Source organism: Bacillus sp. ISL-34, from assembly GCF_018613325.1.
GTDB lineage: Bacteria > Bacillota > Bacilli > Bacillales > DSM-1321 > Peribacillus.
This window is the reverse complement of sequence record NZ_JAGGQJ010000030.1, coordinates 48,013-63,123: the sequence shown is the minus strand read 5'-3', so window position 1 is coordinate 63,123 and position 15,111 is coordinate 48,013. Positions and strand designations below refer to the sequence as shown.

The following is a 15,111-nucleotide window of genomic DNA, read 5'->3' as shown; positions in this document are numbered from 1 at the left end:
GCACCAAACTCACGAGTAAACGGCGCAAATTCACGAGTAAATCCATTAAACTCGTTAGTAATTGCCCCCAAACTTCGGGGGAATTCCACAAAACTTGAATAAACGTACCTCAAAAGAAAAGAATACCGAAAAAATCCAGTTAATGAGATAGAATCTTAAAAGAGGAAGTAACGAATTCATTCCTCTTTTGTTTTATGCTGCCCGGGTGTGAACGGAACACCGGCGGCTTTTGTGATGATTTTTGAAATATCCGTATTTTCAATGACTCCATCAAAGGCTTCACTGCCTGGACCCGAAGCGAAAACGGGAATCATATTGGCTGTGTGCCCTCCTGTGGAACTGGCCGCCCGTATGCTTCGATCAGCTACACCCGCCTTATGATGCCTGGCGATGGTGCTTCCGATTTCCCAATCTATTTGATGCTGTGGATAGACAAGCGTTTTATTCTTTCTTACGTTATCGATGAATTGATCGACTTCCTGTTCCGTAAGGGATATATGTGCATACTTTTTGAATGTGGAAACGACACTTTCTGGATTGATTTCATTATTTTTATCGAATGTGAGCTGTTTGGACATATATTCAGATGAAACCCTGATTTTTTTCAATGCAGGGATATCCATTGTTTCAGAAGCGGAGGTTCCCATTGTTTCGTGGTCCGCAAGTACAACAATCAAGGTGTCATTTCGATTTTTTGCCCAATTGACAACCTCTTTCACGGTTTGGTCAAATTCGATCGTTTCTTTCCATATTCCAGTGATATCGGCTGCATGCTCCATATGGTCAATACGCGCACCTTCGGCCATCAAGAAGAATCCCTTATCACCCCGAGATAAAATATCCATCGCTTTGGAAGTCATTTCGGGCAGGGATGGCTCTTGAGAATGCAATACTTCTTTATCCAGTTTAAAGTTCATATAGGTAGGGTGAAATAATCCTAAAAGTTTTTCCGGTTTATTAATGGAACTAAGTTCTTCTTTAGTGGTCGTAATCCCATAGCCAGCTTGTTTAAATTTTGCGATCAAATCTTCGCCATTCTGCTTATCCGCCTCGAAATAGCTGGCTCCTCCGCCGAGAATGACGTCGATCCGGTTATCAAAGAGCTGCCTCGCGATATTCGCGCCACCTGTCCAGCGGTTAGGAACACTTGCACCAAAGGCAGCGGGTGTGGCATCGACTACCATATTGGTTGAGATGATCCCGACTTTTTTTCCATGGTTCTGAAATGCATCCAATACACTATCCACCTCGGAACCATTGGCATCGACTCCAATCGATTCATTGTTGGTTTTAACACCAGTGGCAATCGCGGATCCTCCTGCTGCCGAGTCGGTGACGAAATTATTGGCGGAATACGTGCGCATCAGGGCAACATGCTCCAGTTTTTCCAAATGTAGGACACCTGTCTTTCCATATTCCAATTGCCGGGCAATTTCCATTGCCCCTACCCCCATGCCGTCGCCAATCAGCAATATGACATTCTTCGGGATGTTTTTTGTTTCTGCTTGAATAGGAGAGCTCATGCAAATAAAGCAAATAAGAACCAATAATCCAAAGTTATGAGGCTGAGCAAGTTTATGAATGAATTTTCTGGATGTATTATTCATCTGTAATCCTCCATTGCGTGAAAGTCTTCCTATTATTTGTATAAATCGATAAAAAAACCCCTTCCTGACCTTTTTAGCGCTGTTAGCTTTTATGCATGGGCACTCGGTCGCTTTTTGTGTGATTTAATCTTTCAAAAAAAGAAAGAATTTCTATATAATTACAATATACAGGTGATAATTAATAAACAGTAAATATATAACTGATATAATTTCACTATAGTTCAATTGAAATAGTAGGAGAGAAAACCCTATGCTGTCCAGTATGAAAAGGTTCTTCAATGAAAGCTCTAAAGACTTAAAGAGGATTTATAAGTTGGTAGAAGATGTGAATCGGCTAGAGGGTAAATATGAAAGATATTCAGATCAAGAATTAAGCGGAATGAAGGATAGATTTAAAAGCGTATTGGATGCTGGTGATCATATATTGGATATACAAGCCGAAGCTTTTGCGGTAGTAAGGGAGGCTTCTAAACGAGTGTTGAATCTTAGGCACCATGATGTTCAGCTTGCAGGCGGTTTTGTCTTGAATGAAGGGGGCATTGCCCAAATGAATACGGGCGAGGGAAAGACGCTTGTCTCCACTTTGCCTAGCTATTTACATGCACTGTACGGGAATGGTGTCCATATTATTACGGCCAATGAATATTTGGCAAGACGTGATAAAGAGTTGATGGGACAAATTCATGAATTTCTAGGATTGACGGTTGGTTTGAACATTTCCGAAATGGGGCCTGCTGCAAAACGTGAAGCGTATGCGGCAGATATCACATATGGAACGGCAACAGAGTTCGGTTTTGATTATCTGCGTGATAATATGGTTTACCGAAGAGAAGAAAAGGTACAAAGAGGACACCGATTTGCCATTGTCGACGAGATTGATAGCATCTTGATTGATGAAGCGAGGACACCATTAATCATTGCGGGCAGGGCAAGCGACGGAACCGAGCTTCACCAGATCACGGCACAAATCATGAAGTCATTTATAGAAAATCAGGATTACGAGATTTTCATCGAGTCAAAGTCTGCCTTTTTCACGGATCAAGGGGCTTCCAAGATTGAAGCGGCCTTTGGTATCGACAATCTGTATGGAATGGAGCATCAAGAGCTATTACATAATGTTACACAGGCGCTAAAAGCTCATGCAATCATGAAATTGGATGTGGACTACATTGTCATCGATGGAAAGATAGCAATCATCGATAAATTTACAGGCAGGGTGATGGAAGGGCGAAGCTTCAGTGATGGGCTTCATCAGGCGATTGAGGCAAAAGAGGGCTTGGAGATTTCCGAAGAGAATGAAACACAGGCTTTGATTACCGTCCAAAATTATTTTCGATTATATCATTCAATGTCTGGGATGACAGGCAGCGCCATGCCGTCAAAGTCTGAATTCCGGGAAATATATCAGCTCCCCGTCATTGAAATTCCAACTAATGAGCCTATTATTCGAGTTGATGAGGTTGATTTGATTTATAAAGATGAAACCAGCAAAATCAATAAAATCGTCACGGAAGTAAAACGGATTCATGATGAAGGGAGGCCTATTCTGATCGGAACGACCTCCATCGAGCAATCTGAAAAAATTTCGGTTCAACTGGAAAAGGGGAAAATTAAACATCAAATCCTTAATGCGAAGACGGAAGAGGATGAAGCGGGAATCATCGCGAATGCCGGGAAAAAAAATCAAGTGATGCTGGCTACGAACATGGCTGGGAGAGGAACGGATATAATACTTGGGGATGATGTCAAGGAATTCGGTGGCCTTCATATTATCGGTACGGAGCGACACGAGAGCCGCCGGATCGATATGCAGCTAAGAGGACGTTCCGGCCGGCAGGGTGATCCTGGTTCAACACAATTCATCATTTCTTTGGAAGATGATTTGTTTGATTACTATGATGAAGAAGAAATCGAACGTTATATCAAGAAAATCAAAACGGATGAAAATGGATTGGTGCTCGGCCCCGCTCCCGATAAATTCGTTAAAATGGTTCAGGAAACGGTAGAGCAGATGCATCAATCAAGCCGTTACCATTTATTGAAGTTAGAACATGCATTAAATGAGCAGAGTAAAATCATCTATGCAATGAGAGATCGGATTCTTGATATGGAGCCTGGACGGATGTCGGCCATTTTACTTGAATATATCGAAAAATACATTACTCGGCTTACAGTGAAATATTCCCCTGAACATATAGTGGAACCTGATTCCTCTGCCTTTATTGAAGAGCTTTCCCCTGTTTTCCTGTCGTTGGGTTGGCAGGCAAGTGATTTGCAGGATTTAGAAGGCCGAATTGAAGGAAAAGCGTTGGATGCTATAGGTGAATTGGAATCAAGACTGGTGATCTTTCAAAACGATGCAGAATGGGGAAACCAGTTACGCGCCTTCATGCTGCAGCATATTGATGCAAATTGGATGAAGCATTTAGATGAAATGAACAGTGTAAAGGAAGGAATTGGATTTAGTGGATATGGTCAGCAGGACCCATATACGTTGTTTGAAAAAGCAGCTCTCAGTCAATTCAACCTTCTTTTAAGTAAAATTGAGACGGAGATAAGCACCGGCTTTATGGAATATATGAATAGCAATCAGGAAGATGCAGTTGCTTTGGAGGGCGAAGAACGATGAGTTTATTTGAGAAAAGGGTTCATGCATCTCATGAGTTACTACAACAGGATGACACCGTTCATACTGACCTGATGTTTCACAAGGTATGGGATATTTCCAAGCAAGAGGAATATGTCTATAAATTCCACCATCAAAGGCTGCCTGCATTAAAACCGAACCAAATTTCAATATCGGGCATCAAGCTGAATAGGATGGAAGATGATGTAATCATAGTGGCTTTTCTACGAAATTCATTAGAGAAAGCTGTCAGGTTTGATATCGTGGATTTACTGTTAGTTGATGGAGATGGGAAATTCCTCGCAAAAAAGGCATTCGATCTAACAGAGCTTGGTGAGATTCCAGCACTTTCAAGCATGCCATGGCGTTTCTTATTCGAGGAAGGAGATATGTTGGCGGAATCGATTCCTGATGAAGGTTGGAAGATTGCTTTTGAATGGAAGGGAAAGTAGGAAAACAACTGCATGATCTGGAGGCAAACGGCAGCTTTTTGCCGGATTGCCAAAGCAAAGCCCTCATCCTTTTAGTGATGAAGGCTTTTTGTTTATAAGGAGAGTCATTAGTGTCAAATATTTATGCCGTTTTCTGTGTGCAATTTCTCATAAATGGCAACGCTAAGTAATATTTATAAGTAATCTTCCGCAATCAGGCTTAACCAAGGCTTGGAAATAATGAAGAGGAAAGTGGCAGGAGCATGAAGAATAACCATAATCAACGATTGAAGGAGAGGCTATTTGAAATAGTGTCATTTTCAATTGTGGCCATACTTTTCATTTATACGAATGATAGGATGGGTAACGATCTTTCTATCGGGATAATTACGATAATCATCGGTGTTGCCGGTTTTATTGTTTATCTGAAGGAATGGATACCGAATCGAATCGTAAAAGGCATCATTTTTTCAGTTTTCCTTCTTTCAATCATGGTCTTTTTCCTTGGGGACATCTGGTTTTATCGCTATTATTCGACGCCCATAACGTCCTATTTATGGATGCAAAAAAGCAATCTAAATGGGCTTGGTGAAAGTATATTCAGTATGATGGAAATGAAGGATGCAATCTTTCTTCTGGTAGGCATTCCAATAGCTGAGTCATTTGTGAAGAAAAAATACCCCCTCAAGCATATGGCGCTTGTTCCGGCCGTAATATTCCTGATGATAGCAGGATTGAAGCCGGTCAAGAATATTTTTATCGACAAAGTAGATATTACCCAGCGATACGAAGCGAATACCTTCTTGCGAAACTGGGGCCCGATCGGTCATCACGCATTGGATACGTATGCCTACTTTACTGACTCGGGAAGGCATGGAATGTCGTCGGAAGAAAAGAAGGTCGTTTCTGATTACTTCAATAAAAAGAAAAGAAAGGAAAATGTCCATTCCGGCTCCTTGGAGGGGAAGAATCTCATTATCATCCAAGTGGAATCCTTACAGGCGTTTCCACTATTTCAAAGCAGTGCCGGACAGGAGGTCACGCCATTCATGAATGAACTGGCGAAAGGGGGTTTGTACTTCCCGCATGTATACCCACAGACGGTATTCGGGAATTCATCCGACGGGGAGCTGATCGTGAATACCGGATTATTTCCTTTAAAGCAGGGCGCGACCTTTTTTCGGTTTCCTTATAATGATTTTCCGGGTCTTTCCAAGGAATTAAAAAAGTCGGATTATCAAAGTTTTGCATTCCACGGAGATGAAGAAGACTTTTGGAATAGGCAGCATGCATATCCCTCGCTAGGGTTTGATGACTATCTTTCCATAGAGGATATGCAGCAAGATGAGATGATTTCGATGGGATTGGGAGACCGCAGTTTCTTCAATCAAAGCTATGATTTCTTAAAAGATAAACAAAATCCCTATTACGCTTTTTTCGTTACATTGACCAGCCATGTACCTTTTTCGCTACCAAAGGAACAGATAACATTGAAGCCTGAAGTTGGAAAAGAGAATAGTTACCTTACTAAATATTTTGAAGCACTTCATTATACAGATTCAGCCATTGGGAATTTCGTAAAGAAATTGAAGGATGACGGGAAATTGAAAGACAGCGTGATTGTCATTTACGGAGATCATGATGGGCTATTTTTAAAAGATAAACACGAGGTAGAAGCGTATTACGGCAGTAAAATTAGCGATGAAGAGTGGATAAAGAGATATATGCCCATTCCCGTGATCATTTATCAGGAGGATATGGAAGGAAGAACGATTGATAAGGTAGCGGGCCAAATCGATATTTTACCAACTCTATATGATCTGTTCAATATTAAGAGTTCTTCATACTTTGGGGAGAGCATGGTGAATGGAGAAAAGGGCGATGCTTTGACATTAAAAGGGGATTATGGTTCTCAAATGAAAATAAATGGGGAAGGCAAGGTCGAAGAATTTTCAACAGAAGACCAAAAGGAGATTGATCTGAGTGATCAAGTGATACGTTCGGATTACTTTAAACAAATGAAGGAAGAGAAAAAAGGTGAAAAAAAAGAGGATGACTGATAAGGCCATCCTCCCTTTCATTATAATCCCAGATGCGTTTTCACACGATTTTGGGCTTCAAGCTTTACATCTTCTGGAACGATGTTGTACCAAACGCCATCTACCCGTTGATTGTCACCTTCAAGTGTATATTGTTCAATATTTTTGAGGGATGATTTGTAGTTATTTTGGATACTTAGCATTTCATTGAAACTTAAATTGGTTTCCACGTTTTTACCTAGAGCTTCGAATATATCGTCATAATTGGTAAGTGTTGATAGGCTTGACCCTTTTTTCATGACAGCTTGGATAACCTGGCGTTGCCGCATTTGCCGTCCATAATCCCCGCGGGGATCTTCCTTGCGGATTCGGGAATAAATCAAGGCCTCTTTACCATTTAAGTCTATTGAGCCTTTATTGAAAGTATATCCTTTATAGGTAAGGTCCATATCATTATCGACCGTGACGCCACCAACAGCATTCACGATATCCTGAAAGCCTTCCATATTCATTTTGACGTAATAATCAATCGGAATATCCAAATAGGCTTCCACTGTATTTATCGACATGGCAACTCCGCCATATGCATAGGCATGGTTCATTTTATCGTTTGTACCTTTACCGATGATCTCTGTACGCGTATCCCTCGGTAAACTCAATAACTCGATCGATTCTTTTTTAGGATTAACCGTCATGACAATCATCGTATCTGATCGACCTGAGTCATTTTCTCTTTCATCCACACCAAGAATCAGCAATGAAAATGGATCTTTGCTTTTGAACTTGATGTCCTCTGCACGTTTATCCGTTTTATGGGCTGTACCCTGCATAGTGTAAATCGCACCAGCTAATGATTTATAAACTGAAGCGCCATAAACACCTGCGCCAATGATAAGGATAAGAAGGGTGAAGCCGATTATTTTAAACGTTTTGCGTTTCTTTTTCTTTTTTTTATGTTCGGATCTCATTTAATATTCCTCCCTTAACCATCCCACAAAATGGAAGGTGTGAAAAAGTACCTAGTCGGTATTTTTAACTATACCTTTTTTTTGTCAAAAATAGAATAGTTTCTTTTTGTACTTAGAGTGTATATTTACCTTTTTTTATCCAAAAAAAACGAAGGATTCCAGAGAAACCGAATTCCTTCGTTAGCACATCATTAGAATGTTTCGTTACTAGTATAACCAGAGAAAAAGAAGCTATGATTCTTTTGCATAAAATTGCCAGACTTTAAGAGAAAGTCTGGCAAGTAAATCTTATAAACTTCTATAACCGATGATTTTACTCTTGAAATAAGAGTTTGAAGTAGTGCTGATTGATACTCCCTTGCTTGATGAGGCATGAATGAATTCCCCGCCGCCCAAGTAGATTCCCATATGGCTTACAACTGATTTATTGGAACCCGTTGCAAAGAAGATAAGATCGCCGCTTTTCGGTGAGGTAACCTTTTTACCCATATCATAATATGTGGAAGATGAAAGCCTCGGAACTTCATACCCAGCCTTCTTGAACGTATAGTAAATGAATCCGCTGCAATCGAAACCTGATGGGGAGGCACCCGCCCACGAATACGGTGTACCAATTAATTTCTTTGCTTCGGAAACGAGCTTGGCCACTTTGTTTCCCGAACTTGGGGCTTCCACTTTTCCGACATCGTTATTATCTGCAGGGGCAGTGCTTGCCGATTTACTTAATTTTAGTTTTTGACCCACTCTGATTAAATCGGACTTTAACGAGTTGATTGATTTAAGCTGGGCTACGGTCAAGTTGGTTTTTCTGGAAATCTTGGAAAGGGTGTCGCCTTTTACCACTATGTATGTAGACGAATTGGCTGGGGTCTGTGTAACATTGGATGGTTTGGAGCTGCCGGGTAAATCAATGGTGGTGGTAGTGGTTGATTTAGATACGATAAGTTTGTTGCCTGCATAAATTCTATCGGATTTTAAGTTATTCAGTTTCATCAATTCAGCAAGTGTAAGGTTATGTTTGTTTGCAATCCTGGTTAAGGTATCACCTGAAACAATGGTATATGTGGTTTTCTTTGTTTTTTTCACGGAAACTGAAGAAGCATTAGATGTTGTTTTGGAGTTGGGTGTAATTAATTTTTGATTGATTCTCAAAAAGTCTGATTTTAAGTTATTAAGCTGTTTTAAGTCTTTTACCGTCGTATTATGTTTCTGCGCGATTTTACTTAAGTTATCACCGCTTTTGACTGTATATGTACCGGCAAGGGCAGGAGAAACGAAAGTCGAAGATAACATGGCTAATGTCGAAAATGCGACAACACTTTTTTTCACAATTTTCCACCTCTAATATGTCTTTTTCCCTATTCTAACAAATTAAATGGTTTTAAACATATTACATTTTTGTTACAAGGGGAAAATAGTAGTATTTTACTGGTTTATATTGGTTGGATTTGAGTGATGAAATCTACAATATTTTCTATAATGTGAGTCTTTTTTCACATTGAGGAGTTTTGCGTTTTCATTTGTCATTCGCTGTAAAAATGTCCCTGTTTTTAGGGTGCATTTCCGTTAGAAAAAATGAAAACCCACTTCGTTTTACGAAGTGGGTGGTTTTATTTAAAAAGGAAATGGACTAAATTCCTGCTTGAATTTCCTGTGGAGTATTCATTCCATTTTTGGTTAAAGGAAGCGATCTTCAGTAAGGAATGATCGGCGGCACGGATTTTCTTTAAGAGCTCTTCTGTGGTAGATACCACGGGTCCGGGCATGGAAGAGGAGTAGTCCTCCCAGAATCCCCGTTCCTGCACATAATTTTCTAAGTCATATGCAAAGAATATCATGGGTCTTTCCAAGAAAGAGAATTCAAATGGTATCGATGAGTAATCGGTTATTAAAAGATCCGTACTGATAAGCAGTTGATTAACGTGAAATTCACTATTGACAGGGTAAACGAATCCCGGGAATTTATCTTGTAAATCATGCTCTGCTTTTACTGCTGGATGCAGTTTTAGTAATAACGCATAATTTTCGGCCTGAAGTTCCTTATAGAGCAATTCCAAATCAAGTGCAATCTCTCCGTTGTTCAAGCCGTCATTACGGAATGTAGGGGCATACAGCATGATTTTCTTATGCTCAAGTTCTGGATACTTGGCCAGCAAAGCCTTATGGGCAGTTCTTTTTGATTCATCATTGAAAAAGAAATCGGTCCGAGGTATCCCGGTCCTTAGGATATGGGATGCCGGTAGTTGAAAACTTTCTTGAAAAATCTCGGCCATTCTCTCTGAACCTGCCGTAACATAATCGAATTTATTATATACCTCTAAAAATCTTTTCCTTGCACCGGCTGAACGGTTTTGAATGGAAGGGTCTTTTGCCCCGAATTGCTTAACGGCACCGGCTGCATGCCACACTTGAACACATGTTACTTGCTTTTTGAATGCAATAGCTGAAAGAAAGCCAAAATAATTATCGATGATAATCCATTTTGATGTAGCCAGATGATAAACCGATCGGATCATGGCCATGATATTTTTTGATTCAAACGGAAGGACGATGGTTTCCCCATCGTCCTTAACTTGTATAGAACTGCCCGATTTCGTTAAAAATACTTTTTGAACGGAAATGTCCTGCTTGTCCATTTCATCTGCGATATATTGGCAATTGTCCCCGAATGATGTGACAAAGGTCGTTTTGTCATATAAAGGGAAAAGTTTAAAGATAGAGAATAAAACTTTGAAACAAAAAAGATAAACCCCTATCGCGAATTCTTTAGCCATTAGTAACTTGTAAAAGGTCATCTTTGATTTGGGAAGTCGAAATGCCGATTGTTCTTGGAAGGTAGACCACTTCACAAACTTCGGATAATTCATCGAATTGGCCTTTCCAGTCATCACCCATTACAAAGATGTCTACACCTTCACGAACGATGTCTTCCCTCTTTTGTTCCCAATTGTCTTCCGGTATAACTTCATCCACATAGCGGATTGATTCAAGGATCATTTTTCTGTTTTCAAAGCTATGATAAGCTTTTTTATCTTTTAAAGCATTGAATTCATCCGTGGAAATGGCAACGATCAGATAATCCCCTAAATCTTTAGCGCGTTTTAATAGATTGATATGACCCCAATGAAGCAAATCAAAGGTTCCGTAAGTGATTACTTTCTTCATTTTTATTCCTCCTTTAAGACTCTTAAACTGTTATTCAATCAAAAATATATATTTGGTCTATTAGAATATGAAATGGAACAATAAACAGGCAACTAGCACTTCAATTCTGCTTGTTGTTTTACTATAAGCAAAATGAATGCATTTTTAGGTAATGACATTCTCTTACTAATTATAACTTAATGGCTTTACAAATAAACCACAATTTTTTTACAAATAAACCACAATTTTTACATTGATGATTATTGTAAATATTATATTTTAAGCTAAAATTAAATGTTGACTAATTTGTAGGGCATAATAAGGTTCTATAGAAGTGTATAGTTTATACCGAATGGTATTTAAAAATAATTATATTCAAATTACTTGAAGTAATCTGCTGACCGATTGATAAGAAAAAAACATTATTCTAGCTGTAATCAGAATAAGCCATTAACAATTTTACCACGTTTAGGAGATAACAACTAGAGGAGCTTCATAAATCCCTGTTTTCTCTTGAAGTGGCAGAATCGTATGAAGGACAGATGATGGCATGTATAGGCCAGAATCTATCGCCTAACATTTTTTTAAGGACCCAATTAATGAAGTGTAAGTATTGTTATGAAAGCGTTAACTTTGATGTCAAGAAAACTTCTATGCAATTAAGAGAATTGTTTTTGCTATTCCCTATCCATTCTGGCAACATGGAAGAACGGCAGTACTTCCTTGGAAGTCTTATGCTTACGGAATGTTTTTAAGCTTTAGTATGTTCGTTTTCGACAACGGACTAACCAATATTATCTCTTTCTGTTCATTAGAGGAATGGTAGGATATATATGGATGTTTTACCTGGCTGTTTAAGGATATTGAGGAAAAACCCAAAAAAGTTTATGATTTTAAAGTACATTGAATGATTCGTTTTTATTTAAATAATTTGTAATAGGTGGTCTAAAATGATTAAAAAGCTTCTTGGAAAAGGGAAAGCAAAAAAAACTCCTAAAATTAAGCTGAAACAAGTTCTGACCATTGCGCAAGAGAAAGATAAGCTGTTGATAAAAGGGGAATTTTCAATAGAACATTATTGCGCTAAAGAACTATGGCTATATTCTAGGGAGTACGAAGATCAAAAAATAAAAATAGCTGAATCGGTGAGTTCATCTAAATTTGAGTTTAAAGTAGATTTGAAAGATTTAATGCGGAAATTAGAAGGTGATGAACCGACTGTTTATGACTGTTATATAAAGGTTTCCGTTCCAGTTGAAAAGCTGAGCAAAAAAACGATACTTAATATCGAACATAAAGCTGAATATGTAGAAGAGAACGAACAGGTTAATATCGAATATCCAATTCGTCTAGGGCGTTTTCAGGAAACGCACATGAACAATTTGAGTATTTATAACCATGAAGATAAACAAAGTATATTCTCTATAACGAATAAAGGGAATTTATCTTTGTACTTCAATAAAACCCCTAAAATTTCGATTAAGTCTCAAATTGAAAAAATCAAAAACAAATCGAAAACCATGCAAATTAATGGTCAAATTTTCACCAAGCATTCAAGGATCATAAAAGGTGAGGGCCTAGTAAAAGGAAGACAAAGTGACAAAGAATATCAGGCAAATATCTCTTTTATTCATAATAAGGAAATGAATATTAAGAAATATGGACTGAATCGTTATATATATGATTTAAAATTGGATTTAGAACAATTGGTCAGTGCGGATTTGGAAGATGATGTATATGACATTTATATGAAATTACATTTACATGATCAGGAAGAGCCGAAAATGGTACGCGTCGGAAGACCAACCACCAGAACTAAATTATTCACTAAAAAGACCGATGTCAGCTCGAATAATGGAGTTGCTATCGTCAATCCATACTATACCTTTAAAGCATCCAATTTATCTTTGGAAGTGTTTAACTTCTCTACGGAAAGTTATCAATATTTAAAAAGGATGATGGGGTGGAGGCGATTTTTGGCTTTATTTAAAAAGAAAAAGGATGTCTGGCTAATTGGAGAAAGAACGTATAAAGCCCAGGATACCGGTTATCACTTTTTTAAATATATGAGGGAAAACCACCCGGAAAAAGAAGTGTATTATGTTATAGAAGAAAATTCCGTGGAAGCCAAGAACGTCGAGCCCTTTGGAAATATACTTTATTTCAAGTCAAAGGATCATATTAAAAAGACTATGGAATCGACCCGTATCATTTCATCACATCATCCGGATTATTTATATCCTTTAAGAACATCTGAATTTAAAAATCGTGTTAAGGGAGTTAAGGTATTTCTTCAGCATGGTGTTATGGGCACCAAGAATATGGTGGCAAACTACGGGAAAAATGCAGTCTCCGGCTTTAGTACGGATGTTTTTCTAGTAAGTTCAGACTTCGAAAAGGATATGATCGTAACCGATTTTGGGTACAACGAAAAAGAAGTATTCACGACGGGACTTTCGAGGTTCGACTCGCTGTTCAAGGATGATGTTTTAACAAAGCGGCAATTATTGATCATTCCAACATGGAGAGATTGGATTACATCCGATGAAATATTTTTGGAAAGCGAGTATTTTGAAAGGTATCAGAAATTAGTGAATCATCCGGTTTTACATGAGTTATCTAAAAACAATGGGTTTGAAATCATATTTTGCCTTCACCCTAATATGCAGAAATTTACGTCTTATTTTAAGGATGCCCCAGTTAGGGTGATCAGTCAGGGCGAAGTGGATGTCCAAAGATTAATTAAGGAAAGCGCGATTATGATCACAGACTATTCAAGTGTAGCTTTTGATTTTAGTTTCCTGCATAAACCGGTTATTTACTATCAATTTGATAGAGATCGTTTCATAGGGAAAAGACCGTCACATTTGGATTTGGATAACGATCTTCCGGGTGAAATCGTTGATGAATTGGATGAATTGTTAGGTGTATTAGCCGAATATGCCAACACTGACTTTGTCATGAAGAACAAGTATATGGATAAAGCAAATCGTTTTATTAAATATCGCGATGTCCATTCTAATTCAAGGATATTCGAAGTGATTCAAAATGCAGAAAAAGATCAAAATTCACTAATTAAACTATATAACCATCCGATATCGAAACTCATTATGAATCGGTTCAGGAAAAGTGATAAGTATTTCCCTGTCATGAAAAAAGTTTATAAAATCATGTCCATGCTTATCCCGGTTGACCGGAACCTTATTCTTTTTGAAAGTGGGATAGGGAAGCAATTTGCCGATAGCCCCAAATATATTTATGAAGAACTCATCAAAAGGGATAATAAATATAAAAAAGTTTGGGTGTATAATGGGAATTTACCGATAAAAGGAAAGAATACGAAGCTGATTAAACGCTTAAGTCCGGAATACTATTATTATTTAGCCAAAGCAGGTTATTGGATAAATAATCAAAACTTCCCTACCTATTTAAGCAAAAGGAAGGAAACGACATATATCCAGACTTGGCATGGTACCCCTTTGAAAAAAATGCTATTTGATATAGACAACATTCAAGGAAGAGACGAAGGGTACTTAAATCGAGTGCATGGTGCAACGAGAACTTGGGATTATTTAATATCACCAAGTCCATACGCATCCACGGCCTTCAGAAGTGCCTTCAAATATGAAGGCGAAATATTAGAAACGGGATATCCAAGAAATGATTTGTTTTACAGGGAAGATTCTTCGATAATCGCCAAGTCAGTGATGGAAAAACTGAAGATACCAAAAGGAAAAAAAGTCATCTTATATGCTCCTACATTCCGGGATAATCAAACTTCGAAAAACAATAAATTTATTTTCGAGCTGAAATTTGATTTGGAAAGAATGAAGGAAGAACTAGGGGATGAATATATCCTGTTGTTAAGGATGCATGTTGTTATAAGCAATAATCTCAGCATCCCGAGCGAATTTGAGGATTTCGTGATAAATGTATCCAATTATTCAGATATTCAGGAACTTTACCTGATTTCCGATATATTGATTACGGATTATTCTTCAGTAATGTTCGATTTTGCTAATACTGCTCGGCCGATTTTGTACTACACTTATGATTTGGAAGATTACCGGGATAACATCCGTGGATTCTATATGGATTTTGAAAAGGAAGCACCAGGTCCATTTTTAAAAACAACTGAGGAGATCATCGAAACCATTACCAATATTGATGACATAAACATGCAATATAAAGAGAGATATGGTTTATTTAGAGAGAAGTATTGTGGAATAGAAGACGGTAAAGCTACGCAGAGGATTGTGGATAAATTTTTTAATGATTGATTCCTAAAATAAAGGG

Annotated in this window: 9 protein-coding genes; 4 read left to right on the top strand and 5 right to left on the bottom strand. The window is 38.2% G+C overall.

All coding sequences use genetic code 11. The annotated features are described in order from the left end of the window. Positions 1–176: 176 nt before the first annotated feature. Complete coding sequence (locus J7E52_RS20395) at positions 177–1,607, bottom strand: alkaline phosphatase (protein WP_286197952.1); 1,431 nt, start codon at positions 1,605–1,607, stop codon at positions 177–179. Between the two features lie 250 nt (positions 1,608–1,857). Here J7E52_RS20395 and secA point away from each other — a divergent pair, with 250 nt between their 5' ends. The 3 genes from secA to J7E52_RS20380 all read left to right on the top strand — a co-directional run bounded on the left by secA (position 1,858) and on the right by J7E52_RS20380 (position 6,724). Continuing rightward, positions 1,858–4,236 carry a preprotein translocase subunit SecA gene (gene secA, locus J7E52_RS20390; RefSeq protein WP_214750269.1) on the top strand — a complete coding sequence of 793 codons (2,379 nt, stop codon included), beginning with the start codon at positions 1,858–1,860 and terminating at the stop codon, positions 4,234–4,236. Then, the gene (locus tag J7E52_RS20385) at positions 4,233–4,685 is read left to right on the top strand and encodes an SLAP domain-containing protein (RefSeq protein WP_214750268.1); all 453 of its coding nucleotides are present in this window, start codon (positions 4,233–4,235) and stop codon (positions 4,683–4,685) included. Before secA ends, J7E52_RS20385 begins: the two co-directional genes overlap by 4 nt. Before the next feature lie 242 nt (positions 4,686–4,927). Next, a complete protein-coding gene (locus J7E52_RS20380; protein WP_214750267.1) occupies positions 4,928–6,724 on the top strand; it encodes an LTA synthase family protein in 1,797 nt (598 codons plus the stop codon). A 20-nt stretch (positions 6,725–6,744) separates the two neighbouring features. Here J7E52_RS20380 and J7E52_RS20375 read toward each other — a convergent pair whose 3' ends face one another. The 4 genes from J7E52_RS20375 to tagD form a co-directional block, all read right to left on the bottom strand. Next, complete coding sequence (locus J7E52_RS20375; RefSeq protein ID WP_214750266.1) at positions 6,745–7,671, bottom strand: LCP family glycopolymer transferase; 927 nt, start codon at positions 7,669–7,671, stop codon at positions 6,745–6,747. 288 nt (positions 7,672–7,959) lie between these two features. Continuing rightward, positions 7,960–9,000 carry a C40 family peptidase gene (locus J7E52_RS20370; RefSeq protein ID WP_214750265.1) on the bottom strand — a complete coding sequence of 347 codons (1,041 nt, stop codon included), beginning with the start codon at positions 8,998–9,000 and terminating at the stop codon, positions 7,960–7,962. Between the two features lie 281 nt (positions 9,001–9,281). After that, positions 9,282–10,445, bottom strand: coding sequence for a CDP-glycerol glycerophosphotransferase family protein (locus J7E52_RS20365; protein WP_214750264.1), 1,164 nt, complete (start codon positions 10,443–10,445; stop codon positions 9,282–9,284). Beyond that, entirely contained in the window at positions 10,438–10,836 is a 399-nt protein-coding gene (gene tagD / locus J7E52_RS20360; protein ID WP_057278149.1) for a glycerol-3-phosphate cytidylyltransferase, read from the bottom strand. The genes J7E52_RS20365 and tagD overlap by 8 nt, the downstream gene beginning before the upstream one ends. A gap of 929 nt (positions 10,837–11,765) precedes the next feature. Between tagD and J7E52_RS20355 the strand changes: the two genes are divergently transcribed. Further along, complete coding sequence (locus J7E52_RS20355; protein WP_214750263.1) at positions 11,766–15,095, top strand: CDP-glycerol glycerophosphotransferase family protein; 3,330 nt, start codon at positions 11,766–11,768, stop codon at positions 15,093–15,095. The last annotated feature ends 16 nt before the right edge of the window (positions 15,096–15,111 follow it).

Coding starts and splice junctions, on each gene's coding strand:
- J7E52_RS20395 (WP_286197952.1), bottom strand. CDS start 1,607: ATGAATAATACATCCAGAAAATTCATTCATAAACTTGCTCAGCCTCAT.
- secA (WP_214750269.1), top strand. CDS start 1,858: ATGCTGTCCAGTATGAAAAGGTTCTTCAATGAAAGCTCTAAAGACTTA.
- J7E52_RS20385 (WP_214750268.1), top strand. CDS start 4,233: ATGAGTTTATTTGAGAAAAGGGTTCATGCATCTCATGAGTTACTACAA.
- J7E52_RS20380 (WP_214750267.1), top strand. CDS start 4,928: ATGAAGAATAACCATAATCAACGATTGAAGGAGAGGCTATTTGAAATA.
- J7E52_RS20375 (WP_214750266.1), bottom strand. CDS start 7,671: ATGAGATCCGAACATAAAAAAAAGAAAAAGAAACGCAAAACGTTTAAA.
- J7E52_RS20365 (WP_214750264.1), bottom strand. CDS start 10,445: ATGGCTAAAGAATTCGCGATAGGGGTTTATCTTTTTTGTTTCAAAGTT.
- tagD (WP_057278149.1), bottom strand. CDS start 10,836: ATGAAGAAAGTAATCACTTACGGAACCTTTGATTTGCTTCATTGGGGT.
- J7E52_RS20355 (WP_214750263.1), top strand. CDS start 11,766: ATGATTAAAAAGCTTCTTGGAAAAGGGAAAGCAAAAAAAACTCCTAAA.